33 protein-coding genes and 1 tRNA gene are annotated in these 26,472 nt (G+C 49.1%); 21 read left to right on the top strand and 13 right to left on the bottom strand.

Annotation, left to right across the window (positions count from 1 at the left end; genetic code table 11):
- Positions 1-2,614, bottom strand: a 2,614-nt coding sequence (locus tag BUE76_RS04145) for a choice-of-anchor tandem repeat GloVer-containing protein (RefSeq protein WP_216820621.1), incomplete at its 3' end; no start/stop codon positions are given.
- A 310-nt stretch (positions 2,615-2,924) separates the two neighbouring features.
- Here BUE76_RS04145 and crtD point away from each other — a divergent pair.
- Entirely contained in the window at positions 2,925-4,391 is a 1,467-nt protein-coding gene (gene crtD / locus BUE76_RS04150) for a 1-hydroxycarotenoid 3,4-desaturase CrtD (RefSeq protein ID WP_073045163.1), read from the top strand.
- Positions 4,391-5,029 carry a carotenoid biosynthesis protein gene (locus tag BUE76_RS04155; protein WP_073044907.1) on the top strand — a complete coding sequence of 213 codons (639 nt, stop codon included), beginning with the start codon at positions 4,391-4,393 and terminating at the stop codon, positions 5,027-5,029. The genes crtD and BUE76_RS04155 overlap by 1 nt, the downstream gene beginning before the upstream one ends.
- 145 nt (positions 5,030-5,174) lie before the next feature.
- On the opposite strand, the gene BUE76_RS04160 is transcribed toward BUE76_RS04155, so the two are convergent.
- Together BUE76_RS04160 and BUE76_RS25260 are read right to left on the bottom strand one after the other, a co-directional pair.
- Positions 5,175-5,756, bottom strand: coding sequence for an NUDIX domain-containing protein (locus tag BUE76_RS04160; RefSeq protein ID WP_073044908.1), 582 nt, complete (start codon positions 5,754-5,756; stop codon positions 5,175-5,177).
- A 170-nt stretch (positions 5,757-5,926) separates the two neighbouring features.
- Positions 5,927-6,055 (bottom strand): hypothetical protein, encoded by a 129-nt coding sequence (locus BUE76_RS25260; protein WP_262485773.1) that lies wholly within the window; start codon positions 6,053-6,055, stop codon positions 5,927-5,929.
- Between the two features lie 193 nt (positions 6,056-6,248).
- On the opposite strand from BUE76_RS25260, the gene BUE76_RS04165 reads away from it, so the two are divergent.
- The 4 genes from BUE76_RS04165 to BUE76_RS04180 all read left to right on the top strand — a co-directional run bounded on the left by BUE76_RS04165 (position 6,249) and on the right by BUE76_RS04180 (position 8,758).
- Entirely contained in the window at positions 6,249-6,881 is a 633-nt protein-coding gene (locus tag BUE76_RS04165; protein ID WP_073044910.1) for a DUF4136 domain-containing protein, read from the top strand.
- A gap of 43 nt (positions 6,882-6,924) precedes the next feature.
- Entirely contained in the window at positions 6,925-7,623 is a 699-nt protein-coding gene (locus BUE76_RS04170) for an outer membrane protein (RefSeq protein WP_073044912.1), read from the top strand.
- Between the two features lie 161 nt (positions 7,624-7,784).
- Positions 7,785-8,180, top strand: coding sequence for an RNA recognition motif domain-containing protein (locus BUE76_RS25265; protein ID WP_073044914.1), 396 nt, complete (start codon positions 7,785-7,787; stop codon positions 8,178-8,180).
- A 92-nt stretch (positions 8,181-8,272) separates the two neighbouring features.
- A complete protein-coding gene (locus tag BUE76_RS04180) occupies positions 8,273-8,758 on the top strand; it encodes a GyrI-like domain-containing protein (protein ID WP_073045165.1) in 486 nt (161 codons plus the stop codon).
- A gap of 312 nt (positions 8,759-9,070) precedes the next feature.
- Here BUE76_RS04180 and BUE76_RS04185 read toward each other — a convergent pair whose 3' ends face one another.
- Positions 9,071-9,289, bottom strand: a complete 219-nt coding sequence (locus tag BUE76_RS04185) for a hypothetical protein (protein ID WP_073044917.1) — start codon at positions 9,287-9,289, stop codon at positions 9,071-9,073.
- A gap of 80 nt (positions 9,290-9,369) precedes the next feature.
- A complete protein-coding gene (locus BUE76_RS04190) occupies positions 9,370-9,564 on the bottom strand; it encodes a hypothetical protein (RefSeq protein ID WP_073044919.1) in 195 nt (64 codons plus the stop codon).
- Between the two features lie 198 nt (positions 9,565-9,762).
- On the opposite strand from BUE76_RS04190, the gene BUE76_RS04195 reads away from it, so the two are divergent.
- From BUE76_RS04195 to BUE76_RS04205, 3 genes are all read left to right on the top strand, one after another.
- Positions 9,763-10,158: an Hsp20/alpha crystallin family protein gene (locus BUE76_RS04195; protein ID WP_073044921.1), complete on the top strand. Its 396-nt coding sequence runs from the start codon at positions 9,763-9,765 to the stop codon at positions 10,156-10,158.
- A gap of 124 nt (positions 10,159-10,282) precedes the next feature.
- A complete protein-coding gene (locus tag BUE76_RS04200) occupies positions 10,283-10,945 on the top strand; it encodes a DUF4197 domain-containing protein (RefSeq protein WP_073044923.1) in 663 nt (220 codons plus the stop codon).
- Between the two features lie 437 nt (positions 10,946-11,382).
- Positions 11,383-11,913 carry a YMGG-like glycine zipper-containing protein gene (locus BUE76_RS04205; protein WP_073044925.1) on the top strand — a complete coding sequence of 177 codons (531 nt, stop codon included), beginning with the start codon at positions 11,383-11,385 and terminating at the stop codon, positions 11,911-11,913.
- Between the two features lie 72 nt (positions 11,914-11,985).
- On the opposite strand, the gene BUE76_RS04210 is transcribed toward BUE76_RS04205, so the two are convergent.
- The gene (locus BUE76_RS04210) at positions 11,986-12,939 is read right to left on the bottom strand and encodes a c-type cytochrome (RefSeq protein ID WP_073044926.1); all 954 of its coding nucleotides are present in this window, start codon (positions 12,937-12,939) and stop codon (positions 11,986-11,988) included.
- 348 nt (positions 12,940-13,287) lie between these two features.
- Between BUE76_RS04210 and BUE76_RS04215 the strand changes: the two genes are divergently transcribed.
- The 4 genes from BUE76_RS04215 to BUE76_RS04230 all read left to right on the top strand — a co-directional run bounded on the left by BUE76_RS04215 (position 13,288) and on the right by BUE76_RS04230 (position 16,138).
- On the top strand, positions 13,288-14,028 hold the full coding sequence (locus BUE76_RS04215) for a DUF2589 domain-containing protein (protein WP_216820622.1): 741 nt from the start codon (positions 13,288-13,290) through the stop codon (positions 14,026-14,028).
- A 106-nt stretch (positions 14,029-14,134) separates the two neighbouring features.
- Positions 14,135-14,911: a ZPR1-type zinc finger protein gene (locus BUE76_RS04220; RefSeq protein WP_143157360.1), complete on the top strand. Its 777-nt coding sequence runs from the start codon at positions 14,135-14,137 to the stop codon at positions 14,909-14,911.
- Between the two features lie 6 nt (positions 14,912-14,917).
- On the top strand, positions 14,918-15,502 hold the full coding sequence (locus tag BUE76_RS04225) for a hypothetical protein (RefSeq protein WP_073044930.1): 585 nt from the start codon (positions 14,918-14,920) through the stop codon (positions 15,500-15,502).
- 132 nt (positions 15,503-15,634) lie between these two features.
- Positions 15,635-16,138, top strand: a complete 504-nt coding sequence (locus tag BUE76_RS04230) for an SRPBCC family protein (RefSeq protein ID WP_073044931.1) — start codon at positions 15,635-15,637, stop codon at positions 16,136-16,138.
- Positions 16,139-16,250: 112 nt separating this feature from the next.
- Here the strand turns inward: BUE76_RS04230 and BUE76_RS04235 are convergent, their stop codons facing one another.
- Complete coding sequence (locus BUE76_RS04235) at positions 16,251-16,913, bottom strand: tetratricopeptide repeat protein (protein ID WP_073044933.1); 663 nt, start codon at positions 16,911-16,913, stop codon at positions 16,251-16,253.
- Between the two features lie 149 nt (positions 16,914-17,062).
- On the opposite strand from BUE76_RS04235, the gene BUE76_RS04240 reads away from it, so the two are divergent.
- The 3 genes from BUE76_RS04240 (at position 17,063) to BUE76_RS04250 (ending at position 19,317) form a co-directional block, all read left to right on the top strand.
- Positions 17,063-17,134, top strand: a tRNA-Arg gene (locus BUE76_RS04240).
- A 124-nt stretch (positions 17,135-17,258) separates the two neighbouring features.
- Positions 17,259-18,344: a nucleoid-associated protein gene (locus tag BUE76_RS04245; protein ID WP_073044935.1), complete on the top strand. Its 1,086-nt coding sequence runs from the start codon at positions 17,259-17,261 to the stop codon at positions 18,342-18,344.
- Positions 18,337-19,317, top strand: a complete 981-nt coding sequence (locus tag BUE76_RS04250; RefSeq protein WP_073044937.1) for a RelA/SpoT domain-containing protein — start codon at positions 18,337-18,339, stop codon at positions 19,315-19,317. Before BUE76_RS04245 ends, BUE76_RS04250 begins: the two co-directional genes overlap by 8 nt.
- On the opposite strand, the gene BUE76_RS04255 is transcribed toward BUE76_RS04250, so the two are convergent.
- Positions 19,314-19,796 (bottom strand): SLATT domain-containing protein, encoded by a 483-nt coding sequence (locus tag BUE76_RS04255; RefSeq protein WP_073044939.1) that lies wholly within the window; start codon positions 19,794-19,796, stop codon positions 19,314-19,316. The genes BUE76_RS04250 and BUE76_RS04255 overlap by 4 nt on opposite strands.
- 88 nt (positions 19,797-19,884) lie before the next feature.
- Positions 19,885-20,100, bottom strand: a complete 216-nt coding sequence (locus BUE76_RS24115) for a hypothetical protein (protein WP_143157361.1) — start codon at positions 20,098-20,100, stop codon at positions 19,885-19,887.
- A gap of 105 nt (positions 20,101-20,205) precedes the next feature.
- Here BUE76_RS24115 and BUE76_RS04260 point away from each other — a divergent pair, with 105 nt between their 5' ends.
- Positions 20,206-20,883 (top strand): hypothetical protein, encoded by a 678-nt coding sequence (locus BUE76_RS04260; RefSeq protein WP_073044941.1) that lies wholly within the window; start codon positions 20,206-20,208, stop codon positions 20,881-20,883.
- A gap of 20 nt (positions 20,884-20,903) precedes the next feature.
- Here the strand turns inward: BUE76_RS04260 and BUE76_RS04265 are convergent, their stop codons facing one another.
- Positions 20,904-21,212, bottom strand: coding sequence for a hypothetical protein (locus BUE76_RS04265; protein ID WP_073044943.1), 309 nt, complete (start codon positions 21,210-21,212; stop codon positions 20,904-20,906).
- A 132-nt stretch (positions 21,213-21,344) separates the two neighbouring features.
- Positions 21,345-21,869, bottom strand: a complete 525-nt coding sequence (locus BUE76_RS04270) for a hypothetical protein (protein ID WP_073044945.1) — start codon at positions 21,867-21,869, stop codon at positions 21,345-21,347.
- Between the two features lie 174 nt (positions 21,870-22,043).
- On the opposite strand from BUE76_RS04270, the gene BUE76_RS04275 reads away from it, so the two are divergent.
- The 4 genes from BUE76_RS04275 to BUE76_RS04290 all read left to right on the top strand — a co-directional run bounded on the left by BUE76_RS04275 (position 22,044) and on the right by BUE76_RS04290 (position 23,668).
- Complete coding sequence (locus BUE76_RS04275; RefSeq protein ID WP_073044946.1) at positions 22,044-22,295, top strand: hypothetical protein; 252 nt, start codon at positions 22,044-22,046, stop codon at positions 22,293-22,295.
- An 18-nt stretch (positions 22,296-22,313) separates the two neighbouring features.
- A complete protein-coding gene (locus BUE76_RS04280) occupies positions 22,314-22,697 on the top strand; it encodes a hypothetical protein (RefSeq protein WP_143157362.1) in 384 nt (127 codons plus the stop codon).
- A 396-nt stretch (positions 22,698-23,093) separates the two neighbouring features.
- Positions 23,094-23,357, top strand: coding sequence for a hypothetical protein (locus BUE76_RS04285; RefSeq protein WP_073044950.1), 264 nt, complete (start codon positions 23,094-23,096; stop codon positions 23,355-23,357).
- Between the two features lie 17 nt (positions 23,358-23,374).
- Positions 23,375-23,668 carry a helix-turn-helix domain-containing protein gene (locus BUE76_RS04290; RefSeq protein WP_073044952.1) on the top strand — a complete coding sequence of 98 codons (294 nt, stop codon included), beginning with the start codon at positions 23,375-23,377 and terminating at the stop codon, positions 23,666-23,668.
- A gap of 83 nt (positions 23,669-23,751) precedes the next feature.
- On the opposite strand, the gene BUE76_RS04295 is transcribed toward BUE76_RS04290, so the two are convergent.
- Together BUE76_RS04295 and BUE76_RS04300 are read right to left on the bottom strand one after the other, a co-directional pair.
- Positions 23,752-25,761: a hypothetical protein gene (locus tag BUE76_RS04295; RefSeq protein ID WP_073044954.1), complete on the bottom strand. Its 2,010-nt coding sequence runs from the start codon at positions 25,759-25,761 to the stop codon at positions 23,752-23,754.
- Positions 25,762-25,795: 34 nt separating this feature from the next.
- Positions 25,796-26,470 (bottom strand): hypothetical protein, encoded by a 675-nt coding sequence (locus tag BUE76_RS04300; RefSeq protein WP_143157363.1) that lies wholly within the window; start codon positions 26,468-26,470, stop codon positions 25,796-25,798.
- Positions 26,471-26,472 lie beyond the last annotated feature (2 nt).

The following is a 26,472-nucleotide window of genomic DNA, read 5'->3' on the forward strand; positions in this document are numbered from 1 at the left end:
GGAGGGTAAAGGTTCTGGTTTGACCTGCATCCACATCGGTGGCGGTGGCCGTGAATTTCAGCAGGGTGCCTTTTACCACCGTTTTACTGCCAATGGCTGCTAGTACGGGAGCGTCATTTACCAGTGTAACGGTGATCTTTACCCATGCCGGGGCCGAGGCCACGCAGCCCAGGTTGGCGGTAAAAGCAAAAGAATCCACCCCGTTGAAATTGGCCTTTGGCGTGTAAGTGCGGCTGGCGCCGGTACCGCTGCTGATGGTGCCGTTCCTGGGTTGGGTTATAATGGTATAGTTGAGGTTGGTAGCACCCGAGCCGGTCAGCGTAATGGCCTTGGCCACATCTTCGGGGGTTGTGAGCCCGGTCTGGCTGTTGGCGGTGGTTACCACTTTGGGGGTAATGATCAGCCCGCCCATAGGCATGCCGCCGTCTGTGGCGATATTGAAGTGGCGGAGCACAGTAAAGGTGGTGCCTTCAATGCGGAAGATGGTGCCGGCCTTATAGGTGCCGCCGGTGCTGGTGGTGCCATAAAAGGCGCCATCGCTGCCCTGTACCAGGCTGCCCTTGGGGGTGCCCCCATCGGTTGCCGGGGTCAGGTAACGAAGCCGGGTAAAGGTGCCTGCAGCCGAAATCCTGAAGATAACACCGCCGGCGCTGGGTCCTCCATCGCGCATGGTGCCGTAAAAGTTGCCATCCGTTCCCTGTACCAGTTCGCCGGCGGGTGATCCGCCATCGGTACTATAAGTCAGGGCTTTAATCACTACAAACTCCCCGGTAGGTGTAATCTTGAAAAAGCGGGTATTGCTGGACGTCATGCCATACAGGGCGCCATCGGTTCCCTTGGTAAGTCCCATCAATAGCTTGTTACCATCGGTAGTCGTTACCAGGTGGCGGAGCACGGTAAAGCCGGTGCCTCCGGCGGTAAGCCTGAAGATGGTGCCATTGCCGTTGGTGCCACCGCTGTATGCCACACCATACAGCAGGCCATCGTTGCCCTGCACCAGGCGGCCCTGCGGGTTGGTGCCATCGGTTGCCGACATGTGCCGCAACACTGTAAAGGTGCCGGTGGGTGTGATCCTGAAAATAGTACCAAACCCATTGGTGCCGCCATTTTCGGTCATGCCATAAAGGTTACCATCGGTGGCCCGAAGCAGGCCGCCAACGGGGCTTTCGCCATCGGTGGGCCGGTTGAGGGAGCGCAGCACAGTAGTAACACCGCCACAGGTTTTGTAAATAGTGCCATTGTTATAAGTGCCTCCTGCTCGGGTGATCCCAAAATAAGCACTGTCCTTTCCAATGGCTACATTGCCTGCAGGCGCATTGCCGGTATTGGACCCGTTGAGGTGTGCCAGCACGGAGTAGCTGCCGCCGGTGGTAAGCCTGAAGATGGTGCCTTTAAGGTTTTTGCCGCCGGCGTAGGTCATGCCGTACAGGGCGCCATCGGGTGCCTGTATCAGGCTGCCGCAAGCCTGCCCGCCATCAGTAGCTTCGGTAAACCGCCTGATTACCGTGAGGGTACCGCTGCTGTTCATTTTAAATGCCGTACCCGAATAGCCGGAGCCTCCGCCCAGGTAGGTAAGCCCGTAAAAATTGCCATCACTGCCCTGCTTCAAGCTGCCCAGGGGGTTGCCGCCTTCAGTTGCCGGGGCCATCTGGTGGAGCAGCACGAAGCCGGTACCATCCATTTTAATCTTAAAGATCACCCCGTTGTAGGCAATGCCTTTGGGTGCCATGCCATACAGGTAACCGTCCTTTGCCTGTATCAGGTCGCCGGTAGGATAAGCGGCATCGGTAGCAGGGGTAAGGTGTTTTAGTACCTTATAGGTGCCCGTAGTGGTGATGCGGAAGATTACGCCATACCCATAGGTGCCGCCATACTGGGTCATGCCATACAGCGCCCCGTCAGTAGCCTGCACCAGGCTGCCTTCCGACTGGGCGCCATCTGTGGCGCTGCTCAGCATCTTCAATACCGAGTACTGGCCGTCAGGTGTCATTTTGAAAATGGTGCCCCCATTAAAGGTGCCCCCATGCGTATGGATGCCGTAAAAGTTGCCATCGGTGCCCTGAACCAGGTTTCCGCGGGGGCGGCCGCCATCGGCATTGATATTGAAATGGCGGATGACGGAGAACGTGCCCGAAGGGGTCAGCCTGAAGACGGACCCACCCTGGTAGTCGCCACCAGAGCTCAGCAGTCCGTAAAAGTTGCCATCCTTTGCCTGGATAATGCCTCCCTTAGGATGCCCGCCTTCTTCTTCAATGTTGAAATGCCTGAGGATGGTGATGCCGCCGGTGGTGGCTATGCGGAACAGGGTGCCGTTGCCATAAGTGCCACCGGATTCGGTCATGCCATAAAGGAAACCATCCGTGCCCCGCACCAGGTCGCCCTCGGGGCTGGAGCCCCAGTCGGCGAAGTTGCGTGCAACCTGGAAAGCCTTTGTATCGATTTTGATGGTAAAAAGGGTACCCTTGCCCTCTACACCACCATTGGTGGTGACGCCCATCAGTACATTCTGTGCATGAAGGGCCGGCAGGGTGAAGAAGGTAATGAGGGTAAGAAAGACAAACTTCAGGAGGGGGGTGGTCGTAATGGGTTTGGTCGGGTCGAGTTGCAGGTACATACAGTTTCGGTTTGGTTAGGATGAGCGCTGGAAACCAATGGCTAACAGCTGGGCAAATGTGGCGATATCTTATTCCTGAGTAGCAGGCCTATTGTATGGATTGTAAGAAATACTGTATCAAACGTGAAAAACGGAAATCCCGGCGGTGGATGCTTTTGGCTGGTGTTGCCCATGTGTGGGGCCGCTCTGTTGTTGCAGCTTATATTTGAGTGATTTATTATTGGTTAAACAGGCAGGTTTTGAACAACGTGCAGTTGTATTTGTTGGTTTGCATTCGGATGAAAACTATATATCAGCTAAACCGGGGTTTATGAAGAGCGCCAGCGCTATTGTTATCGGTTCGGGTATTGCGGGGCTGGCGGCGGCTGTAAGGCTGCAGGTGAAAGGATACCGGGTTACGGTATTTGAAGCCAATGCCTATCCCGGCGGAAAACTCTCGCAGTTTGAACAGGATGGATTTTTGTTTGATGCCGGCCCTTCGCTGTTTACCATGCCCCGGCTGGTAGACGAACTGTTCCTGCTGGCGGGAAAGAACCCAAAGGATTATTTCCGGTACAAAAGGCTGGACACGCTTTGCCACTATTTTTTTGCCGACGGCACCCGGCTCAACGCCGCCGCCGATGAAGAGCAGTTTGCCGATGCTGCTGCCCTTGCTACCGGTGTGGATAAAACGAAAGTGCTGCGCCACCTGCGCAAGAGCCGCTACATCTACAATACCACCGCCGACCTGTTCATCAGCCGTTCCCTGCACAAGGCCTCCAGCTACCTGCGCTGGGACACTTTTGTTTCCTTCCTGAAGCTGCCTTTTCTCAACGTAATGGACACCATGAACGGGACCAACGAAAAGGGGTTGGGCAACGACAAGATGGTACAGCTGTTCAACCGCTTTGCCACCTACAACGGCTCCGATCCTTACCAGGCGCCGGGCATCCTCAACATCATTCCGCACCTGGAGCACCACCTGGGCGCCTACTATCCCGAAGGGGGTATGTACAGCATCACCGATAGCGTGTACCGGCTGGCGCAGGAACTGGGGGTGCAGTTTCGTTTCGAAACACCAGTGACGCAAATTCATATCCGCAACAACAGGGTGACCGGTGTGGAAGCCGGCGGGCAAACCCATGCCGCCGACGTGGTGGCCTGCAATATGGACGTGGTGCTGGCTTACCGCAAACTGATGCCCACGCAACCGCAGCCCGAAACCATCCTGAAGCAGGAGCGTAGCAGCAGTGCCCTGATCTTTTATTGGGGCATTGGCCACAGTTTTCCGCAGCTGGGCCTGCACAATATTTTTTTCAGCAAGGATTACCGCGCCGAGTTTGCCGCCATCTTCCAGCAAAACACGGTTTGCGATGATCCTACGGTGTACATCAACATCACATCAAAAGAAGACCCGTCGCATGCGCCGGAAGGTTGCGAAAACTGGTTTGTGATGGTGAATGTGCCTGCCGATAAAGGACAGGACTGGGATGCGCTGATTGCCCGGGTGCGGCAACAGGTGATTCAGAAATTATCGGAGCAACTGTGTGTGGACCTTGCACCACTTATCCGCACCGAAGACCTGCTGGATCCAAGGAGCATAGCGGCCAAAACACAATCCTTCCAGGGAGCACTGTATGGCACCAGCAGCAATAAAAGGATGGCTGCTTTTTTCCGGCATCCCAATTTCTCCAGCCATGCCAAAGGACTGTACTTCTGCGGAGGCAGTGTACACCCGGGTGGTGGCATTCCGTTGGCGCTTTCTTCTGCTAAAATTGTTGACAGCCTGATTGACTGATGAAGCTTACCCACTACCGTTTTTATATCGCCGCTTTTGTGCTGTTGTTGTTTTACGTGTTCGGGTTTCGCGGCATGTGCAACCCCGCAGAGCGCGACTGGTTTGTATCCAAAACGCCACTCAACCTGGTACTCACTACCGGGTTGTTTTTGTGGGCCAACAAGGATTACCGGCCCCGCTTCCTGGTGGTGTGCGCGCTTATATGGGTGCTGTGCTTTTTCGTGGAGGTGGCTGGCGTAACTACAAGGGTCATCTTTGGCAACTACGATTATGGCCGATCACTGGGTGTGCAGTGGCTACAAGTGCCTTTGCTCATTGGCGCCAACTGGCTGGTGCTGGTGCTGAGTACGGCAGGTATGGTGCAGCATTTGCGTATGCCCGTTTGGGCCAGGTGGGCATTGGCTGCGGCCCTGATGGTGGCGCTTGACTGGGTCATTGAACCCATTGCCATGCAGCTGGATTTCTGGCAGTGGGAAAACGGCATTGTTCCCTTACAAAATTATATCGCCTGGTATGTGGTGGCCTTTGCCATGCAGGCGCTCTTGCATCTTGCAAAGCCAAGGCTTGAAACTACCTTGTGTATCTTCATTTACCTGATACAATTATTGTTTTTTGCAGGGCTGCATTGGGGGCTGTAGGGGATGAGTGGTGAGTCAATCTGTTAAGGTACGAAGGGGACTTGTGATTGCAGGAGTCGTCATGCCATCAGACACAAGGTATGTTGTGCAATCAGGCTTAAGTTGCCGGCTTTTGTTGCAACACCATTTGAATGACGCAAATGTTTCAGGCCTGCAACAATCCTTTCATGGCTGCATACTGCAAGAGCAGGATCGTTTTTGCATCCTGGATTTTTCCCTGCTCCACTTGCTGCAAAGCTTCTTTAAAAGGCAGTTCCACGATCTCGATATCCTCGCCTTCCTCTTCCAGTCCGCCACCGGATTCCTTTTTTTGTTCGGGGCGGTACTCGGCCACGAAATAATGAACCAACTCGGTAAATGCGCCGGGCGAACTGTAGGCTGCAAAAAGTTTTTCTACCCCTTTTACTTCGTAACCCGTTTCTTCCAGTATCTCGCGCAGCATGGTATCGGCAGGGTCCTCGCCATCTTCCAGTAAACCTGCAGGTACTTCCAGCAGCAGGCCGCCTTCGTTGCCATTTACATGGGTAGCAATACGCACCTGTCGGGTAAATAATACCACCTGCTGCTCGGGGTTGTACAACAGGCAGGTAGCCGCATTGGGGCGCTGTACTACCTCGCGGGTCTGCTCATTGCGCTTGCCTCCTTTTTCGATAGCATAGGTTACCTTCTTCAGGGTTGTGCGCTCATCGTAAACCACTTCTGTTTTGCTGATACTTACCTTGGACATGTATTGCATTGTTTGTGCAATGCACACAAAATGCGGGCCGGGAGGAAGGAGTGGTGAGTAGTGAATTGTGATGGTAAATCGTCAATGAAAACTTATAAGGTAAGCGGTAAAGTAATTTGTATGCAAGCTTTCAGGTAACTCCTGCCGCTTCACTACTCACCATGCACCATTCAAAAGTTACATCCTCCCTGTCCCAGCAGCCAGTACAGCAGAACGAAAATCAGGATCGTACTCAGGCAGCCCCCGCCCAGTTTCTTGGCGCCGTAACCGGCGATCAGTGCTCTTAACCAATTTGGCATAGTCGTTTTTTGGGGTTATGCTTAAAATACATGTGCCAGCCTTCTTTGCCCGGGCAACAACCTTTTTCCACATGTACTTTCCTTCCGGGTTAAATCCCTGCTTCTTTCGGGTGCTATTAAACTTTTCCTAAACCGGCACGTTCATTGAAACATCTTAGGTACATCCGTAGTTATTATATCAAAAGCCTTTTCCATGAAACCCATACGTATATTATTTGCCCTTATGGCTTCTGTTTTCCTGGTGCAGGGATGTAAGAAAGATCCCATCAAAAACCTGGATACGGAAGAGCGTCGCATTTACATCACCAACCAGGATGAGACAGCCAATTTTGCCAGTTACAATACATTTAGCATTGCCGAAAATGTGGTGGTGGTAGACGGCAACAACAGCCAGCAACAGCTTACCCCCGCCGACCAGGCTTACCTGGATGCCTTCAGGGCAGCTATGGAAAGCAGGGGCTATACCCAGGTGAGTAAAACGGCATCGCCCGACCTGGGTGTGCAGGTGAGTCGCATCATCCGCACCAGTACCGGCATCATGTCGGTGCCCGACTATTTTGGTTACTGGGATCCTTTTTACTGGGGTTCGGGCTTCGGCTCCGGCTTTGGTGGGTGGGGTGCACCTCCCTTCTGGTCTACCACCACCTACCAGGTGCGTGAGGGCATGCTGGCTTTCGACATCATCGACCTGAAGAACGCCACCACAAACAATAACCTCAAGGTTATCTGGAACGGTATGATCCGTGGTGCCGGTTTGGGCAATGCCAGCTCGGCGCCGAGCCAGGTAAGCCAATTGTTCGAACAGTCGGCTTACCTGCGCAAGTAAGGAGGTCGTTTAATTGTTTACCCACAAAATATTTTCCTGCAACATGAAGACTTTAAAAGCTATAGGCGCCTTGCTGCTGCTGGCCGCAATGGTTCCGGCAGCCGCCCAGGAGCGCACCACCATGGGAGTGCAGTACCAGTACGGATTGCCCATGGGTGGTTTTAAGAATTCGCTGATCAAGGATGGCAGCCCCCGTGGCGCCAGCATCGATATCCAGTATGCCATCAATCCCCAGTGGCGGATCGGCGGCGCACTGGGCTACCAAGATTTTTACCAAAAAAATCCCCGGCAGACTTATAAAATGAGTGATGGCTCCGATATATCGGCAGTAGTGACCAACAGCGTGCAAAGCACGGCCCTGATGGCAAAAGGAAGCTTCCTGCCCCTGGGTGCCGACAGCAGCAGGCTGCAGCCCTATATTACCTTAGGTGTTGGTGCCAATATGGTACAGTATAGCCAGTTGCTGGGCGAGTTTGGCAGCAGCGATGATGTGTGGATTCGCATGGCGGCACAGGGTGGCGCCGGTATTCAGTATGCGCTAGGCGCCAAAGGCCAAACAGCCCTAACCCTGGGTGCGGTATACAATTATATGCCGTTGAACCAGGCGGGTATCAAAAACATAAATAACCTTGCGGTGCAGGCCGGTGTGCGTTTTATTTTGCGCAACAATGGCCGGGGCGGTCGCAGCAATGGTGATGTGTGGCAGCAACGCCGGCCTAATCATTATGACAGGGGGTGGTAGGGCAGGTTTTGGGTTTTTTGTTTCGGGTTATTGGTAGGTTTTATGCTTCATGGATCATGCTCCACAACTAAAAACCAAAAAAGAAAAACCCGGAATGCTTTCTCAACCTTGTTTTTTCACCGACCCGATTTGGTTTGTATTTTTGTTCCTTAACTTTCAGTATGAAACTTTTTGTAGCCGGCCTACCGTATGATCTGTTTGACGACGAGTTGGTAGAAATATTCGAAAAATTTGGTCCGATTGCGTCGGCTAAAGTAGCCATGGATAAAGAAACAGGTAAAAGCCGTGGCTTTGCCTTTGTGGAAATGGTAAACGACCAGGATGGTCGTGATGCCATCGAACACCTCAATGATATTTCCCTGGGTAAAAAGCCCCTGGTAGTAAAGCAGGCCGATGAGCGTCAGGGGCCTGGTGGCGGCAGCGGTGGTGGTGGTTACCGTGGCGGCCAGGGCGGCGGCGGTGGATACCGCGGCGGCAGTGGTGGTGGCGGTGGCTACAACGGTGGTGGCAGCGGCGGTGGTTACAACCGTGGCCCGCGTGACCGCAACCGTTATTGATTGCTACTTACGGTTATCAAAATGCATTCATTTCCAAACAGATATTCAGGGGCTCCTTTCACGGAGCCCTTTTTTGTATCTTCCACAGTTCCATGAAGTTCCGTATCGAGAACTTTCCCGGCCTGCTGCTCGCCGGCCACCATACTGTTAGCTCCTTTGCACAAGACGATACCCCAGCGCTCTGGCGGGGTTTTATGCCGCTGCGCAACAGCATTGCCGCCCGCATAGGTACCGATCTGTACAATGTGCAACTTTATCCCTGCCTGCCCAACAGCGATGCATTTGACGCCGATACGCTTTTTACCCGCTGGGCTGCCGTGGCGGTAAGCAGGGGCGGGAACCTGCCCGAAAGCATGTCGGTGCTGGAAATGCCGGCTGGGATCTATGCCGTCTTCCTGCACCGCGGCGGGCCTGCAACGGCGGCGCAAAGTTTCGCTTTTATCTACGGCCAGTGGCTGCCCTCCAGCGGCTATATTCTGGACGACCGGCCTCATTTTGAAGTGCTGGGTGCCCGTTACAATAATAGCCATCCCGACTCTGAGGAAGAAATATGGGTGCCTGTGCGCCGCAGGGGTTGAGGGCGATTCGTGGATGGGTAAAAAGACCATGGACGATGGACCATAGGCAATAAACAATTGACCACGGACCATAGACGACTGACGACAGTTTGCCAACCGTAATTGCGGCTTGGGAGTAGCCGTTGGCTGTCGTCTGTCGTCTGTCGTCGTCTATCCATTGTGCCTACCCCGCTCCATCAGGCACTTGCTTCGCCTGGTACAGTGCCCTGACACCATCGGTGTTGCTACCTGTGGTCCCTGTCTCCATGGTTCAATTCCAGGCAATAAAAAAGCAGTACTTGTGGTACTGCTTCAAAAATTTTATCAACCGCATTATTCTTCCTCAGCGGGCAGCGGATTGCGGCGGGTAGGGATGATGGTTTTTTCATCATCGCTGAGGTATACCCAAAAGTCGTAGAGTTCGTAAATATCGCCGGGAACTTTGATGCCCTGCTCGGTATTGCGTTCGTAGGAGCCCAGCAGGTTGCCGTTGTATTTCAGCTCGTCCAGCTTCTGCTCAAAGCTCAATTGTTTGAATTGATCGATATCCATATCCCAGTTTTTCGTGGCACCAAAAGTAGGGAAAACCCTTCAGGATGGCGAGCTGCAAAGCACCGGCCGCCCATTTTTCTTTACAGGGCAACGGTTTGGGAAGTTTGGCGGCGCAGCAGTTCTTTTCTGGCCTGCCGCCACCTGTACCAGAAATACAGGGTCAGTGCAGGATGTACAAATACAAAGAGTATGACATTGATCTGCTTGTAAGTTGTGCCGGTAATATCGGCCAGTAGATAGAGGAAGGCAACGCAAAGGTCAAACAGGTAGTTCATGCAGTTGGTAGTTTGGTTGCAAAAAAAACGGTCTATTGCCGGGCTTATTGTGTCTTTGCAGCAGGTGCAACTGTTTCTGTCAGCCTGTATAAGGTGTACTGTTGCGCCTGTTGCTGTCATTATGCAGGTAAAAAGAGGATGGCGTGGTTGTTCGGGAGCGATAGGGGTGAACCTATTGTTCATTTTAAAACAACAATCATGTACTACCAACAGTCATGTGCCGCAAAAGGCAAACCAGGAAACATGGGGCGTCCCATGTTGATCCGTTCCAAAGAAAGGGCAGCGGTGAACATCTACCGCACCGACAACAGTTACGAGCTGCTTGTATTTGCGCCGGGCCGCATCAAGGAGCATTTTCACATCAATGTAGCGGGCCGCGAGCTCAGGGTGTCGTACACGCCTCCGGAAGGCTTTCCACGCCCCGAGTGGGTGTTGCGTGAGTACAGCCGTGGTGGTTTTGTGCGCAGCTTCACCCTCGATGGCTCCATCCATGTAGAAGGCATCACTGCCCGCTACGAAGATGGCGTGCTGTATGTGAGCCTGCCCTTTGCTGCCGAACAGCAGGGCACCGGTCGTGCTATCGCTATCGCTTAAAACAGGGTTTTTGTCTTTGCAAGGTGCCGGCTGCTGCCGGCACCTTTTTTATTTCTTTTAACTACCAACCATATAACCCTGTGCAATTTGGTGGGTCTGAACTGCATACACAAACGAAAACCACATGAAGAAGATTACCCTGCCCATGCTTTTTGCTTTTACCATTTTGCTGGCCTGGTCCTGTGCTGGCCTAAAAGGCTTGCTGAGCCAGGGCGATGCCGCTGCTGCCCTCAGGCAAATGCTTTCCATTGGCGTGCGGGATGGGCTTACCCAGCAGTTTACCAAAGATGCGGTGATGACGGCCCTCTTTCCCGAGCCTGCGCGCAAGGCTATCCGCACCGTTGAAACCCTGGGCCTGAGCCCCGAGCTGGAGCGGGTTACCAATACGCTGGGTACCGTGGCGCAAAATGCTGAAACCACTTCCATCCCCGTGTTTGAAAATGCCATCAGCCGCATCCAGTTTACCGATGCCCTGCAGCTGGTAAAGGCCGGCGGCACTTCTGCTACCGACTACCTGCGCAGTCAGGCCGGTGATAGCCTGCGAAGAGCCCTCAAACCCATCATGCAGGCTGCCATCGACGAACATAAGCTTACCGACGACTGGGCCAAGGTTTCCAAACCCATACAATCGGTGAGCGGCAACCGCCTTAACCTGGACCTGGCCACCCTGATGGCCGGAATGGTAAGCGAATCCATGTTCCGCCAGATTGCGGAAAAAGAAACGGCTATCCGCACCAATGCCTCAGCCCGAACCACGCCCTTGTTGCGGCAGGCCTTTGGCAGATAGAGGAATTTCGGATGTGGGATTTCGGATTTCGGCGGGTTTGTGTGCAATGGTGTATTATCTATTGTAAAGGCTCCCGAAATCTGAAACCACCACAGTCAAAAGAAACACCCCACTGTTCACCTACCTAGGGTGCTGCTTTCCAAAAGAATGGTATTCCGGTAAAAGACTATTGGTATCCACATTTTCCCGTATCCTAACAAACATGTTTTGGCCAGGTAAAAGCTTACTAATCTAAGCAACTGCCGAAATCCGAAATTCCACATCCAAAATCCCGTTTCCCTTTGGCACGATCCCTGCATTTTATCACCTGTTCGTACAAAAAGATTGTTAACAAGGCGTTGGTTTCCAGCCTTTAACAACCTTTCACAAACAGTGGTACAGGGTTGGCAAAGAGGGTAGGAAATCAAAAATTAATCGCCTATTTAAAAACATCTACTATGAAAAAGATTCTGTCTGTAGTAACCATTGCCGCTTTTATGGCTTCCTGCACCAGCTCACCCAACAACAGTGCGGTGACTGCTGTTCCGCAAACCGCTCCAGTTGTTGACACCACAGGTTTGGCCCAGTTCCAGGCGTTTAAGCGCCAGCAGGAGCTGATGCGCATCAACGAGCAAAACATTCCTGAAGAAGTGGCGCCTGCTGCTGTTGCTGCTGCCCCTGCAGCCGCCGCAGTTGCCAAGGCTCCTGCCCGCCGCAGCACTTCAAGCGGTGCCAGCCGTACCCGCAGCACCAGCCCTGCCTACGAAGAGGGTAGCATGAGCTCCACTTCGGGCAATACCGCTAAAGCCAAAAAAGGCTGGAGCAAGGCCGCTAAGGGTACTGCCATCGGTGCCGGTTCGGGTGCCGTACTGGGTGCCGTGATCAATAAGAAGAACCGCGCAGTGGGCGGTGTGATCGGTGGTGTAGCCGGTGGTGCCATTGGTTATGGCATCGGCCGTAGCCAGGATAAAAAAGATGGCCGCTACTAAAAAAATGTGTGTGTTGTAAAAAGGTCTTGCCCCCGGGCAAGACCTTTTTTTATGCCTGTAATGATCTCCAGGTTATGCCTTTCCTTTCACCGCCACTTTTTCGGTAGGTGCCGGCTTGATGGATTTCAGGTAGTTGAAAATAGCTTTGAGTTCGTCATCGCTCATGTTCTTATAACTTTCCCAGGGCATGTGGCTATGCTTGATTACGCGGCCCATGCGGAACCGTTTGATAAAGTCTGCTTCCGTCCAGTGCCACAACCTGCCGCTGGGATGCTGGGTGAGGTTGGGTGTAACCAGGGTAGGGAAACCGGCTTCTTCAAACACCACACCGCCAGCCAGTGGGGCACCAACAGGTTTGCCCATATCATCGCGACGGGTATGGCAACCGCTGCAGTTGGCCACCGAGCTAACGATATACTGGCCGTAGGCGGCGCTGGTGTCTTTTTGCACCGATGCAGGCGGCTTTGCCTGCGGCCCTTCCGGCTTGAGCAGGAAAGCTTTTACAATAGTGCCCATCAGGCTGTAGCTGTGTTCCGGAACGGCATTCCGCACCGGCTGCAGCGTACGCAGGTAAGATACAATGGCCGTAAGGTCTTCATCGCTCAGGTTTTGAAAAGGCATAAAAGGAATAGCCGATTCGCCGTTTCTTTTAACGCCATAACGGAGGGTGCGGGCAATTTCGCCATCGGTAAACCTGCCCAGGCCGGTTTCGGGGTCGGGGGTGAGGTTGGGCGTATAAAACCTGCCCAGCGGGAACTCGAACTTAAAGCCGCCACTCAGGGGCGCATCGCCCGCAGCAGCGGTAAGACTTCCCTTGGATTTGGCCGTACTATGACAATCGGCGCAGTGTGCCGGGCCCTGCACCAGGTGCTTGCCCCGGGCAATTACAGCACTGTCTTTGGAGGCTTTGATGTTGGGATAAGGGGCGTTGTAGGTGCGGTGAAACATCAGCGTGGTAACCAGCGCTACCAGCACTACCAGTGTGAGTACCGTTATGCCGGTCCACTTGAAAATTTTCTTGATCATAAAGCAGTATGGTTAAGGCACACGAAGCTATATCCGCTACAAGCCTTATCCATGTGCAACCTGTATGAACCGGTTAAAACGGCGATGAATTGCAGGATTGCCGCATCGGGGCAGGAATGCAATTTTTATAGTCGTTGCTTTCACGGGTGTTCCTGTGCAATACACCTGTATATATGTTGGAAACACTATTGTGTTTGCGGTAAATAGCTTTTATTTTTCACTCTTTATTCATCCTTTCATTTGCTGATCTGCCTTTTGAAAGCTCCTGCGGAATACCAGGGTTATAGCGCCTGTTGATGTTTGGACAAGCGTACAGTCTGCATTTTTTCACCCATTAATACAATCCATATGGCAACTTCAAAAACAGCAGCTAAAGTGCGCAGCAAGTCCGCACAAACGGTCAACAATGGAAAGCCCGCAGCCGATGTAGCCGTGGCCAACATGCAGAAAGAGGCACTCAGTACAACAAATGAAATGGTATCGGCAGTGATGGAATCGGCAAGAAGGGGCATGGCGGCGGCAGGTCCCAGCCTTGTTAGTGGCGCAGCGCCCAGCTTCACCGCCGAACTAAATAATATCGACTTCCGCACCATGATTGGCGGCCCGCTGCAGGCAGCCATCGATGCACAGGTAGCATCGGCACTGGCTACCGTAAACTTTATCGATAAGGTAGGCTTCATCCAGGAAGAGGGTGATGAGAGCAGCCGCAAGCTGGCCATGGTGGACTTCTCACACAAGCGTACTGTAAAAGGAGCCGATGGCACCGACGAAGAAAAGAACATAGAGTTGAAAATTCCGCTGCTTGCCATGCTGCCCATTCCAAGCCTCCGCATCGAGCAGGTAGTGATAGATTTCAACGTAAAGCTCAACTCGGTGGAAACGGCATCTACTTCCAGCAGTCTTGGTATCAACGCCGAAGCCAAAGCCGGCTGGGGACCAGTAAGCTTCAAGGTATCGGCTTCCTACCAGCGCAAAACCGCTACCGGGCTTGAGGTGAAAAAAGAATATGCACTCAATGTAAACGTGAAGGCAGTGCAGGACGAAATGCCTCCCGGTCTGGAAAGAGTATTGAATATGCTTTCTGCATAAACAGCATATAAGTCATAAGCAACCTGCCGCAGCGTCCTGTTGCAGGTTGCCTGCTTTTCGCTGCCCGCAAGGGCATTTGATTTTATTGTACACCGAATCATTCAACATGGCAGAAGTTACTTTATCCGACTATGTAGGCTACATCTTTGCCGAGATTGTGCGGGCCCGTGAACTGGCAGACCGCGAATCGAAGCGCATCGCAGAAATTTATGAAAAGGACGAAGTGTTGCGCCGCTTTTCCGTCCCCCGGTTTAAGATCCCGGAAATGGACCTGACCATACCCGTGCTGGTATCGGGCGCCAAGTTTTCCAATACGGTAAGCTTGGTACTGGAGCGGGATGCTTTCCGGGAACTACTGCAGGCCAAGATCAACTTTGTTATCCGCACCATCCTGATCCGGAAAAGGCCCGTGGTTTTTGGCGGAATATTTAAACCCATCGATTTGAATATTCCCATCAAAAGGGTCGCTGCTGCCCGTGCCGCCGACAACGGCAAAGACCCGGTGGATGAATTTTACGATCAGCTTGTCGCCAACCCCGATCCGCTGCATCCGGAAAGCATCATCCAGGATAAATGGTACGAAGTATTTGCCCTGAGGCTACAGGATGCCAAACTGCAGGAGGACTACAACAAGCTTTTTCCAAACAACGACCTGTACAACCAAACCCTTGCTGAAATTACCGAGCAGGTAAAGGCCAGTACCGTTATTGCTGCCTCTCGTATCCAAAACTTATTGGTGAACCCCGAAACCAACGTGGTGAAGAACGGCAGTTCCGATTCCTCTGTTTTTGTGGTAAAAGCCAAGATCACCGAGGAAGGGCTTTTTGTACATACCGTAAAAGAGGGCAACGGCGAAGAGAAAAAAGTTGTTGAATTTGAATAATCCCATATGCAGCGTTTTTACCACCACGAAGTGCAGCAATACGAAGGCCTGTTGCAGTTGCTCAACGGCCTTTTTGAAAAGTACAATACCCGCGATCCGGACGTGCTGCCTGCTTTGCAGGCATGGCTCGACAAGGCTATTGCAACCTACCGCGGTATGGGCAAGTCGGGCCTGGAGAACATGGCCCTGAGTTGGAAAGCCGACCTGGTAACAGCCCTGCGCAACATAAATCCCGCCACGCTGGAAAGGGTTACACAGCACCGCTACCAAATGCAGGTAGCCATTGCCTATCGGCTATTGCAGGCTGCTGGCGCCCAGTTGCAGTCCGACCTCCAGGGCTGCCGGCAAAACCTGGATGCTGCCCGCAGCCTTGCTGCCCAACTGGTAACAGCTGCCTTGCAAAACGGTGTTGTTACCGACGAACAGCTGGAGGCTGCTGCAAGCCAGGAAGCGCTGGAGGAACTATGGAAGGACATGGCCGCCGATGCCGGCATTGCGCTGGGACAAAAAAGGTTGCTGATGCAGGTAAGCCGTTATGATGTTTGGATCTTGCTGGAAGAAATACTGGCATCCATCGCTGAGCCGGCATGATGTATTTACAAGGAAGCTTGTTGTTTAAAGCCAGCCCTGTTTTAGAACCAGGTCAAATCCCGGGTTGCGAGGTGATGTATTATTTGTAGGGGGCAGGCAACTTTTGGGCGCTGGTTTTGTTGTTTGGAGTGTATGAGTAAAGTACACGAACTGAGGACGGTACAACTGCTTCCCGTATCTCTTGAAAAAGCCTGGGATTTCTTTTCCCATCCCAAAAACCTGGCGGTGATCACGCCCAGGGAACTCAACCTGAAATTTACCAACGAACTATATGGCGAAGAGGCTTATGCCGGCCAGGTGATTACCTATACGGTAAAGCCCCTGCTGGGTATTCCCCTGTTTTGGATGACGGAGATTACCCACCTGGAAGAAGGCCGCTATTTTGTAGACGAGCAGCGCCGCGGGCCCTATGCCATGTGGCACCACCAGCACCATTTTAGTGAAATTGAAGGGGGGGTGGAAATGACCGATATCGTACACTACCAGGTGCCTTTTTACCCTTTTGGCGAGCTGGCCCTGCCGCTGGTGAAGAACAAACTCAAAGAAATATTCAATTTCCGCTACCAGAAGATCGAAGAAGTATTGGGCCGCTTTCCTGTTGCTTCCAAAGCGCCTTCGGTTCAGTTGGTGCGCTAGGTCTTTGAGATCTTCCATCTCTTCAAGAAATGGAAGATCTATTAAAAACAAAACCCGCAACAAGCAATTGTTGCGGGTATTGTTTTGCGTGCTTTGCAGCACCTGTTACTGTTTATCCGGGGATGCGGGCAATATATTTTTCGATCTGCTTGATTTGGTCCACAATCTGGGGGGTGGTGGGCTTCAGGGCCTTTGCCTTGCGGAAAAAGTCCTTGGCGGCACGCATGGAGTTCATGTCGCGCTTATTCATCATCAGGCTGCACATCTGCAGGTAGGCTGCTGCCTGGTTTTCCTTATCGGGCAGACCCTTGCGGATGGCTTCGCGGATATAACGCTCGGCCTGGCGCAGGTCGTTTTTCTGCATGCTCAGCATACCCATTTGCAATAAGGATGCGCCCTCGGCTTCCTTCATAGGGCTGCCCAGGTCGATGCCTTTTTTCATGTTGATCTCGGCGGTGTCATAATCCTGGTTCATCATGGCCATATTGCCCTTGAGGGTATAATACACCGAGCGAATGGGCTTGTACAGCAGGTTGGGGTACTTGATGGAATTGACAATGCGCTGGGCTTCTTCCATATTGCCGGCCTCCATATGCTCCTGGATGAGGCGGAGGGGGCCAAAGAAAAAGTGACCGGCAACGAGGATCACGCCAACGAGGTAGAGGGGAAACACGGGCCAGAAGCCGCTCACCGTTAAATTGAGCACCACGCCCAGCACAATGAGCAGGATACCCAGGTACAAACGGTACTTTATGAGCAGGTTGTAAAATTTCATAGCAAAAATTAAAGGTGGGCAAAGATAAGCCGCGGTATGCAGAAATCTTCCTTATTTTGCAGCCGCTTCAGGTAGTTGACAGTTCAAAGTTTAAAGTTCAGAGTCTATTTCCCGACTTTGAACCGGAACTAAAGACTATCTAACTGCAAGGCCCGGTAGTTCAATGGATAGAATAGGAGTTTCCTAAACTCTAGATACAAGTTCGATTCTTGTCCGGGCTACAAATAAACAGTAAAAGGCTTTGTAAGTCAATAACTTATCAAGCCTTTTTTTGATTGTGGTACACTCTGTGGTACAATGAGGATTGGAATAATGCAGATATCTTTAATCCATTCAAACCAAAACATGTTAGACTTCCGTAATATCATTGTTGAGCGCATGATCATGCATCAAATTAATGCAAAGGTTGACCCTCAGGACCATGCTACTGCAGTTTACGATGCATCCCTATTAGAGCACGACGATTCAGTTTTAAGTATAATTAAAGTACGTCTAATAGATGCAGCTGGGAAACGATCTAAAGCTTTTGAATTAGAAATTGAACGAACCGATGAAGGTTCTTTTGTTGCGCTTACAAGGGACCTTAAAACTAAAACCGAACCGGAGTTTATAGAGGTTAGTTGTCGAATAGCCGACTTACTTGCGGAGAGCCAAACAAGAACGAGCATTCCAGGTGGGTTCATTATTTTACTTCAATGCACTGATGAGATTGATAATACGGCCATTTACATAGTTATCAAAGCAGAGCCACATGAAGCATTACAGAGACTGGAAGGACAATCTCAAATATCATTGCTTAAAAAAGTTTTTTTGAGTCCTTCACAAAAGCTATTCAAAATTGGAGTTCTGTTTGAAAAAGTGATCGATGGTGATGAGGTTGATTTAAATGATATTAATACCCAATTCGGATGTTTTCTGTTTGATGATCAATTTAGGGCTGTCTCACAACCTGCCGAATATTTCTATAAAGACTTTTTGGGTTTCAGCACAAGTAAAAATAGTAAAATACAGTCTCAGCGGTTTTATGATAAAACAGAAGTTTTTATAAAAGAAAACGTTGATGAGTTCAATCAACAATCAGATCTGCTAAATGCTCTCAAGATAGAATTTACTACTAATCAAGAAACGCTGATTACCCCATTCGACTTTGCTAATAGATACATACCAGTTGAGCAAAACTTAAGGGGACGATATATTGCCGAGATAGTCAATGAGCTTCCTCCGTCCATTGAAAAGGATGATGCTTTGATCAAAACTAGGTTGACTAATGTAAAAGTTGATTTTCCTAATAAAATCAAGATTTCTGGGCCGAATGATAGTTTTTTAGAGAGTGTGCAGTTTTTGGATTCAAATGAGTTAGGTGAGATTGATCTGAATGAGGAGGGTTATACTTTAATCAGAATCAAAGGAAGACCTTACAGAGATGAATGAAATCGAAGACAAATTAGCAAACGAATTCAGGGAAATAGGTAGCGACTTGCAGCGTTGGGGGAGGATTGTAGATGGCCTATTAACTCAAGAACTTTTTAAAGAAATTCCCAACCAAGATTTAATTAAAATAGCTCCATCATTCCGCCTTAAATCAGAGAAGTCTTATTTATATAAGGTCTTGTATCGAAATAAAATCTATGCTGAGCCGTTATTAGAGGTTGAAGATAAGGTTGGTACGAGAGTTGTCGTTCTTAAGTCTGATCAAATAGATCTTATTGGGCAAAGAGTATTATCTTACGAAGGGTGGATTGCTAAAATAACGAAAGAGCCTTTACAACAAATTGAAGATCAACCTAAAATGTTTGATTACCAATCACTTCATATTGTTGTATACCCAGTAAGGCAGGAAGAGTGGAGCTCAACAAAAAAAGAGATTCTTACCTGTGAGATCCAAATAAGAACACTGCTCCAACATGCTTTTGCAGAGGTAAGTCACGACAGCACCTACAAAGGTGCTTATAGAAACGACTCACAACTGCATAGGCTTTTAGCCAAGTCAATGGCTTTAATGGAAAGCACTGACGATTATTTCTGTCAAGTATACAATTTAATGGCAGACGAGAGGAGAAACTATATGGTTTTAACTAACGAATTAATAAAGCTTTACAAGGAGTTCGATCCTGAATTCAGCAAGTCGTCAGTAGACTATGACCTCACGTTCAAAGTATATGAATCGTTAGGGAGTGAACCAATTAATGTAAACGAATTAGAAGCTTTTATTCATAAAGAAAATAAAGATTTAAAAAGAGCTATACGGCCTAAAAATGGGCTTTTATTCGAACAGCCTATTATTCTTCTTATAGCTTACTTTGTTTACAACAACGATCCCGCAATCAAGGAGAAGTGGCCCTTAACTCAAGATAGCCTTAAAAATGTCTACAATTCACTGAATATGTCTTTTGATCACTACTAACTTTCTGCAAGGATCTTTTTTGTTTTCTCCCATGTTTTCGCTTTTATAGATGGAGCATTTTCAGATAATTTGTCTATTCGCTCCCTTATCTTGCTGATTTCTTCCCTGGAGAGGTCATCCAGATTACCACTTGCTATTATTTCTTCTACAAGCCTCCTTATACTCCCAGCTTGAGCTGCAGTACTTCTATGAAGTTCAGCCCTTTCATTGAATCTTAAAAACGTTTGGATACTTGAAAGTACAGCAGCAGCAACACTAATTAGTCCTGTGGCAATTTTGAAGTAAATATTTACATCCTTTGATAAAGTTGCGAAAACCGATGTGCCTACAAAAGTGGTGAGAATTACAACTGGTACTCCTAACTTATAATTAAGTGAGCCAAGGGGTTTTGCTGCTTCATAATGGCTCGATTGAGTTTCCCTCAGCCTTTTGTGCCACCTTCTTAATAATTCATCCTTTGTTGCTGGAATTTCATTCATCTTGTCCTAAGGTTAAATTCAATATAGTACAGGGAAAACAGACCATTAAACACTAAAGGTGCAAATTATTTACAAAGGGTTCTTTAAATTAAAGCCTAGTTTTTATTTCTCCATTCTTTTTCTCATATCTAGCAAAGTATTCTACCAGTGCTACTTCGATCACATCTTTGATCTTCAGCCGGTCCCAGTAGGCAACATTTCTGATTTTTTCTAGAAGTTCTGTTTTCATGATGAAGGTAGCTCGCTCTTCACCTGCTTTTGTGCCCACCTGGCTGGATTTTGAAGAGAAGTTTTGGTTTAGCATAGCTGAAAATTAATCCATAACCATGTGAAAAGTAATCCTTGAAAACACATATTACTTTTCATTAACAACAATCAAGAACCATAAATTGGAGGTTAAAACCTTCTTATGAAACAAGAGCGTCCACCTAAATTTTACATCAAAGCCTTTGAGGAGTTTATTGGAAAGAAGCTGCAAAAGGGCGAGTATAAATATGAACGAATTGAAGGGCATACCGATCTGCTTTACGAAGGGGTGACGTATAGGATATCCTCCTACGAAGATCTAGTGCAGGACTTCACCCAATATTTTGAAAGAGAAAGCTATGATGAAATCACTACGCAAGTGCCTGAGCAATTGTGGGATCTGATGCTTGACCAGGTTGAAGGTTATTCGTCCGGTCAAATCATTGTTGGAATTTACAAGGCGTGGAGAGGATACTGGTACAATGAACGTGATAGATTTAAAGATCCGGAAACTTTCAAACGTTCGAAGCAGGAGTCTTTCGAAGATTTGCAGGTGTTAATAGAGGCTTATAAAGAGGACACTGATAAGCTAGTTGAATTTGCCTATGCAATCAGCGACTTTGTTATACTTCCTTGCATTGCGATGTTTATCAAATCAACTTACGATGATTTGGAAAGCTTTGTGGAAGACAGTGTAACCATATTGATGTCGGAGTGCGGGGAATACCTTACAATGGGCGAAACCTTCGAGGAAATTTATCTTCCAGAAGCTGAGAACGAAATCAGCCATTTCATTATTTATAATCCTGTCAACGATTTAGAAGAATGCGACCAAGAGTAGACTGGCAGTTGTTAGTTGGTTCATTCTTTCCTTTTACGGCCAGAATTGCTGCGCAGCTTTTCCCTCTCTTTTACTTCATCCGGCCGGCTCTTGATGATTCCATTGCTTTTTTCATATCCGTCGATAAATGAGGAAAGAGCCATCTCAATGGTTTCTTTGAGTAGCTGCCTATCCCAATAAGCTACGTCTTTAATCTTTTCCATTAAGTCTACCCTTACAATGAAAGTTTCCCTGTCATAATCTGGTGAAGACAGGCCTTTTTTAGTGGAGCTGACTTCAAATTCTGGAGTAGGTGGGGTAGCGGTTTTGCTTTTGGTAGCTTTTGCCATACAGGATAAAAGTAAGCAGCTTTGTTTATTTTGTTTACTGAAAGGGTGCTAAAATTGTAAAAGGCCCCGCCAGGAATGGCAGGGCCGTTTTGATATGCCTAATAGAAACTAATTTCTATTCCGTTTTGATTATCAGATTGCCTTCTTCATCAATTCGATTTTAGCCCACTGAGTATAAGTTTTTTTCATGTCCTCCAACTGTTCATTCGTATAATCGCAGGTGTCCCATCTTTGGAGGTCATATAGTTTCATATGTGCTCGCGGTTCGAAGCCATTGATATCTTTAAAAAAGTGAATAAGCCTGTCAATATCGATAGCCATCTGGCTCGGCTCATGTCCCATTTCCACCAGTATCTGGGAAACCTCGGGGTTTATCAACAATTTCCGGATGTCCTCCAAAAACATACCTAGCCACTCTATTTGGAAAGAATCATATACCATCCTCCCTTCTTCTGTAAGGTGTGGCTTTCTTAAAAGCACATGTAAATAGAACATTGGCGATCTGTCAAATGACAGTACATCCAAATACTTGCTTATGGCATCTTCAGCCCCCCTTTTCAAACGCGGATCCGTTTCCAGTTCTGCGGGTTGAAAGCTAGGCATGTTGTTAACTGCATTGGCGAGCTGATCCGCGCCATTTGTGGAAGTCTTTGTCATTGTAGTAATTATTAGGTACGGCTAAAATAATACTAGTAAACAAAATAAACAAAAATTACCAGGAACCTTTTTTTACTTTGTTTACTTAATTAACAGAACATTTCAGCAGCTATGCTTTTGAAAGGGGATATGTGCTTTTATTTTTATGGAACCTAATAATGATAACCAATTAGCATGCATACAATACTGCCTTACCAATTCAACTGCTTAGATATCTGCGAACAAATAGCCACTACTGAAAAACATGGTGTTTGCCTGGATGTGGCCAGGTATGAAGGATCCCATAAAATAGGCTTATTTGACCTTTGGGGTTACTATGTGGAAGTTTGGGTGGATAGTCGGAGTGAGAAAGTAGTAAAGCTGTATGCCTTTCAAAACATGGCCCGCCTAGATCGTTTTCTGATTCCTATTCCATTGGTATTTTAATCGCTTGGATATTTTAGCATGCATTTCTCACTCACTTTAACCCATGGTATCTACACCTTCCGCTTCGATGTGGAGATGGCTGGCAAGGATAAGAACTTCGAGCGCTGGCGCCTGATTGCTGGCGATCGGGTTGTAGTGCTTCAAAGTAATCGGCCTATGCTCCAGGCGAGGAGATTGAAAAAGAAGCCTGTCACCTGGAAAGTTGTAGAGGGGGAAGTAAAAGATGAAAAAGCGCTGGCTAAAGTGTGCAAGGCTATTGAGGATCACTTGGCAGGTCCACCACCACCGCCTCCAGCACCATCACCCTTCCCGGATTTGCCAGCACGATGGATATTAAACCAACCGAATGAAAGGAAGAAAGGGGGAAGTAGTGGCCCACCGATTGGCGAAAGGGGGAAATAAAGAAAGAGCCACCCAGATGGATGGCTCTTTCGTAATACAGTCCAGTGCGTTTGCCGCTCTGCCACATTCCCAATTTGAAGCGTTAGGTACATTGTGTGGGAATGGAGGGATTCGAACCCCCGTAGTCAAATGACGCTGGATTAGAGTTTGACCAACGCTTCGATACAAAAGTAGTAAACCGACCCATACATTCCAATTTTTTTGCATGTTTTTTTAAAAAAAACATTTTTCTTTCACTTTTAGTGAAAGTAGTTGCTATATTTGTAATGCTGATTGGCCATCAGAATCTAAAAATTGAAATTTAAAACAACGTAAAAATTAAAAACGGTATGTCACAGCTAAAACAATGCAGCCACCTCCCTAATTACAGGGAAGTGTTTAAAATCATTATCAACGATGGAACGAGTTCGATTAATTACCCTGCTAGAGGGAATAGCTTCTAAGGCACAAGATGAAAACTTAAAATGTGAGATTGAGGCTATAATCAAAGAGTTAAAAATTTCAAATGATGATGAGGGAGAAGGAAAGGATAATCACAGTCCGCCCTTATCTCAAAACAAAACATTAGCAAAAAGAATTGCTGATGCCGTTGGAAAGTTTTTCGGTAGGGTTGGGTCCAGTATTGCTGCTGACCAGCTTTCCGACGCTTTCTTCGAATAAGATGGAGGTTAATAATTATGCAATTAGGAGATGTAATAGCATCATTCCGTCGCAGAAAACGCATCGACCAAAAAGGGATGGCAGCCCAACTTGGCATATCTGTTAGCTATCTTTCACAAATAGAGAATAGCAACAAGATGCCAAGTGGGAAGCTCCTGAACAAAATTTCAGAAGTATTGGGAATTCCTGTTACTACGCTTTTGTTTGAGACAATGGATAAATCTAGTTTCAATGATCCTGAAATTCAAGAGCTGTTCAATCGTGCTAAACCGATTATGGACGAAATGATTAATATTTTGCTTGCGGAATAAAAGTTAGAGTTAATAATAAATTCAAAAGCCCCACATGAAGATGCAGGGCGTAAAGGATGAGAGAAACAGAAAATAAGGTTGTATTACAAGCGGCTTCTGCGGTTGATTTCCCGGATGCGTTCCTGTGCCCCGGTCACATCTTTTTCTAAAACAAATGCCTTTATAGCCCGATTTCCGAGGTCGTTTATGCTTTGGTTGTCCAGCCGGGTTTGTGCCGTTGCAAGGGTAGGCTGCAGGGGCGCCTGGGTTGGTATTGCTCCTGTCTTCAGGTTGGGAGTAGACAACCCGCCCCCAGTTCCGTTCCCTGAAGAAAGTATCTGCTTTGCCTTAGCAATGTTGGCCAGGATCCGCACCAATCCGGTAGCAAACTGGAGTGCACCGGCGCCGCCGAATGTTACCGCGTTCGTTGGATTGGATTCAGAGTTTTTCACCAGGGCAGATACTGCCAGTGCGGTATCCGTTGCGATCTGCGCAAGGGCAAGGGCTTTGCCTATTTTGGTTTGCTGGCCAATTATGTTGGACAACTGCCCCAACAGGTCGCCGGTTGCCGCTACAAGGGCCGCTTTGGTGTCATATTCGGTCTTGTCGATATTGCTACGGGCTTTGGACGATGCAGCCAGCAGGGCCGTCTTTTGGGCCTCGTTGAGGCTTGTATCAGCCAGTATCTGCTTTTCTACAGTATCAAGGAACTGGCGCTTACTCTGGGCGCTCATTCCTTCCATATTGGCAAAGTCGTCAAAGGCTGCCAGGCGCTTCTGGTAGTTGTCGTTGATCAGTGCCGCGGTGTTTTCATTGTCGGACCTTTCGCGCTCCATGCGGGCATTGTTAGCCTCGATATCCTTTGCTTCCTGTTCCTGCCGGTACTTATCAGCAATGGCACCTTTTGCGTTAAAATACCATTGGTCCAACTCAATCAAGGATTGCCCGCCGTCTTTTAGCAGCTGGGCCTGTTTGTCATAGTCCTGCTGGAGCTTTACCAGGTCGGAGGCCATACCCCCGCCGGCTGCATCCACCGCGTTGCCATCTGCTAGCTGCCGGTTAAGTTGCTGTGCCTGCTTGCGCTGGTTAGCCATTTCCTCATCCCGGCGCTTCTGGTCGGCAATGGCTCTATCATTTATCTCCCGTTGCTTTTGCTGGGCTTTTTCCCGCTGCGTTGTTTCGTACTGCAGGCGGGCTACTTCCTTGTTGGTGCGCTCTTCCTGGATGCTATTCAGCAAAGCCTCATTATCTGCGGTCTTGCCTACTGACTTTTCCATCATTCGGATGCGCTCATCATAGTTGCGCTGCTCCAAGTTGAACAGTTCCTTATCTGATGCGCCCCGAGCTTTTGCCCGGGCAACATCCAGCTTTTGCAGTTGATTATTGAAAGCAAGGCCAGCCTGCAGGGCTTGCGATTCCGATTCCTGCATGGCCTGTTTTAGCTGTTTCTGGGCCTCCGCTGCCTCTTTACTGCGGTTGGTAAAGGCCATCAGCTTTTCGACCGCAAAACCGATGGCAACAACCAGTAAACCGATACCAGTTGCAGCAATGGCTCCCTTCAAAACCTTGAAGGATGTTGATGTGGCCACCACTTCTATACCGAACAGCCTTTGCGCCTTTGACGCCAGCCCGGTGGCCAGAGTGTCGGCCTTGCGGTAGGCGGTGGTGGATTGGATAACGGCTGACAGGTTCTTAAATCCCTGCATGGCATCAAGTACCTGGTCAATGCCTTGGGAAATAGCCATGGCAGCCTGTACTTTCAGCAAGGCCTTGTTGAGTTCTTCGGATTCTACACCAGTTAAGGCAATAGCACCCTGTAGGGCAGAAAAGCCGCCGGCAACCCCGGAAATGGCCTGCCCAAAGGCTACAAACTTTTTATCTGGATTGAAGGCATCCACCAGGCTGCTGCTATCTCCAAGTGCATCATTAAGGGATGCTACTTTTTTGGCAGCGGCTACGGCTTCTTTGGAAAATTCACCGTATTGGTCCTGCAGGCGCAGTAGATCCTCGCGGGCCTCGCGCAGCTGGGTGCGGTAACTTTTAACCGATTCCTGGGCGGCCGCGCCATCCGTTTTGATGGTGGCGCCTATTACTATCTTTTGCTGATCTGACATTTCCTTACTGTTTTAGATTCTGGGTTGGTAAGTGTCAGAGGGATTGTATGCGGTTAATCGAATCCTGCACCTCTTCAGGGGAGTAGCCTAATTCGTGGCCGCGCTGGATCATTTCTTCCTGGTGCTGCTTTACTATTTCGGCGGCATGGCGCACCGAACCTTTGAGGTAGTACTGCCAAATGGCTATAACATCAATGAAGCGGGCCTGCTTTAAGTCTTCGCTGTATTTCTCAACATCCTTAAGATTGTGCTTACCTCGGAAAAAAATGCCGCAGATACGCCTTGAGGGGCGCACCATCAGTGCAACCAGGTAGTGCATCCTTGTAAAGAAGTCGCCTGCCTGTTCGGGCCTGAATGCATGCAGGGCTCTAAAGGAGGCCACGGTGGGCAGGTTGCTGGGCAGCAGCTCCAGATAGTACCAATTACCATTTGCCTTTATGTAGCGCCTGGTGTTGGCTTCTGGATAAAGTAGGGTGAATTGCGCCAGATTCCTTTGCATAACATAGTATTCACCTACAGGGAGTGAGTTTAGCTGTTCATCACTGATGTTGTAGGCGATCTTCACCATTTCGGAGTTGATCCACTCGGCGGCAGCATTGATCTGCCCTTCTGTTTTATCCTTTATCGCAGCGGTGTGGAACAAGTAAAGGCGCTGGTATTGCTCCAGCGTCATGGTTTCTTTCAGGTAATTTATTTCTGTGTGTCTCATGC

This window comes from Cnuella takakiae, assembly GCF_001953305.1.
GTDB lineage: Bacteria > Bacteroidota > Bacteroidia > Chitinophagales > Chitinophagaceae > Flavisolibacter > Flavisolibacter takakiae.

Excerpts from the sequence above, each read along its gene's own strand:
- crtD (WP_073045163.1), top strand. The coding sequence starts at position 2,925 with ATGAAGAGCGCCAGCGCTATTGTTATCGGTTCGGGTATTGCGGGGCTG.
- BUE76_RS04155 (WP_073044907.1), top strand. The coding sequence starts at position 4,391 with ATGAAGCTTACCCACTACCGTTTTTATATCGCCGCTTTTGTGCTGTTG.
- BUE76_RS04160 (WP_073044908.1), bottom strand. The coding sequence starts at position 5,756 with ATGTCCAAGGTAAGTATCAGCAAAACAGAAGTGGTTTACGATGAGCGC.
- BUE76_RS25260 (WP_262485773.1), bottom strand. The coding sequence starts at position 6,055 with ATGCCAAATTGGTTAAGAGCACTGATCGCCGGTTACGGCGCCAAGAAA.
- BUE76_RS04165 (WP_073044910.1), top strand. The coding sequence starts at position 6,249 with ATGAAACCCATACGTATATTATTTGCCCTTATGGCTTCTGTTTTCCTG.
- BUE76_RS04170 (WP_073044912.1), top strand. The coding sequence starts at position 6,925 with ATGAAGACTTTAAAAGCTATAGGCGCCTTGCTGCTGCTGGCCGCAATG.
- BUE76_RS25265 (WP_073044914.1), top strand. The coding sequence starts at position 7,785 with ATGAAACTTTTTGTAGCCGGCCTACCGTATGATCTGTTTGACGACGAG.
- BUE76_RS04180 (WP_073045165.1), top strand. The coding sequence starts at position 8,273 with ATGAAGTTCCGTATCGAGAACTTTCCCGGCCTGCTGCTCGCCGGCCAC.
- BUE76_RS04185 (WP_073044917.1), bottom strand. The coding sequence starts at position 9,289 with ATGGATATCGATCAATTCAAACAATTGAGCTTTGAGCAGAAGCTGGAC.
- BUE76_RS04190 (WP_073044919.1), bottom strand. The coding sequence starts at position 9,564 with ATGAACTACCTGTTTGACCTTTGCGTTGCCTTCCTCTATCTACTGGCC.
- BUE76_RS04195 (WP_073044921.1), top strand. The coding sequence starts at position 9,763 with ATGTACTACCAACAGTCATGTGCCGCAAAAGGCAAACCAGGAAACATG.
- BUE76_RS04200 (WP_073044923.1), top strand. The coding sequence starts at position 10,283 with ATGAAGAAGATTACCCTGCCCATGCTTTTTGCTTTTACCATTTTGCTG.
- BUE76_RS04205 (WP_073044925.1), top strand. The coding sequence starts at position 11,383 with ATGAAAAAGATTCTGTCTGTAGTAACCATTGCCGCTTTTATGGCTTCC.
- BUE76_RS04210 (WP_073044926.1), bottom strand. The coding sequence starts at position 12,939 with ATGATCAAGAAAATTTTCAAGTGGACCGGCATAACGGTACTCACACTG.
- BUE76_RS04215 (WP_216820622.1), top strand. The coding sequence starts at position 13,288 with ATGGCAACTTCAAAAACAGCAGCTAAAGTGCGCAGCAAGTCCGCACAA.
- BUE76_RS04220 (WP_143157360.1), top strand. The coding sequence starts at position 14,135 with ATGGCAGAAGTTACTTTATCCGACTATGTAGGCTACATCTTTGCCGAG.
- BUE76_RS04225 (WP_073044930.1), top strand. The coding sequence starts at position 14,918 with ATGCAGCGTTTTTACCACCACGAAGTGCAGCAATACGAAGGCCTGTTG.
- BUE76_RS04230 (WP_073044931.1), top strand. The coding sequence starts at position 15,635 with ATGAGTAAAGTACACGAACTGAGGACGGTACAACTGCTTCCCGTATCT.
- BUE76_RS04235 (WP_073044933.1), bottom strand. The coding sequence starts at position 16,913 with ATGAAATTTTACAACCTGCTCATAAAGTACCGTTTGTACCTGGGTATC.
- BUE76_RS04245 (WP_073044935.1), top strand. The coding sequence starts at position 17,259 with ATGTTAGACTTCCGTAATATCATTGTTGAGCGCATGATCATGCATCAA.
- BUE76_RS04250 (WP_073044937.1), top strand. The coding sequence starts at position 18,337 with ATGAATGAAATCGAAGACAAATTAGCAAACGAATTCAGGGAAATAGGT.
- BUE76_RS04255 (WP_073044939.1), bottom strand. The coding sequence starts at position 19,796 with ATGAATGAAATTCCAGCAACAAAGGATGAATTATTAAGAAGGTGGCAC.
- BUE76_RS24115 (WP_143157361.1), bottom strand. The coding sequence starts at position 20,100 with ATGCTAAACCAAAACTTCTCTTCAAAATCCAGCCAGGTGGGCACAAAA.
- BUE76_RS04260 (WP_073044941.1), top strand. The coding sequence starts at position 20,206 with ATGAAACAAGAGCGTCCACCTAAATTTTACATCAAAGCCTTTGAGGAG.
- BUE76_RS04265 (WP_073044943.1), bottom strand. The coding sequence starts at position 21,212 with ATGGCAAAAGCTACCAAAAGCAAAACCGCTACCCCACCTACTCCAGAA.
- BUE76_RS04270 (WP_073044945.1), bottom strand. The coding sequence starts at position 21,869 with ATGACAAAGACTTCCACAAATGGCGCGGATCAGCTCGCCAATGCAGTT.
- BUE76_RS04275 (WP_073044946.1), top strand. The coding sequence starts at position 22,044 with ATGCATACAATACTGCCTTACCAATTCAACTGCTTAGATATCTGCGAA.
- BUE76_RS04280 (WP_143157362.1), top strand. The coding sequence starts at position 22,314 with ATGCATTTCTCACTCACTTTAACCCATGGTATCTACACCTTCCGCTTC.
- BUE76_RS04285 (WP_073044950.1), top strand. The coding sequence starts at position 23,094 with ATGGAACGAGTTCGATTAATTACCCTGCTAGAGGGAATAGCTTCTAAG.
- BUE76_RS04290 (WP_073044952.1), top strand. The coding sequence starts at position 23,375 with ATGCAATTAGGAGATGTAATAGCATCATTCCGTCGCAGAAAACGCATC.
- BUE76_RS04295 (WP_073044954.1), bottom strand. The coding sequence starts at position 25,761 with ATGTCAGATCAGCAAAAGATAGTAATAGGCGCCACCATCAAAACGGAT.
- BUE76_RS04300 (WP_143157363.1), bottom strand. The coding sequence starts at position 26,470 with ATGAGACACACAGAAATAAATTACCTGAAAGAAACCATGACGCTGGAG.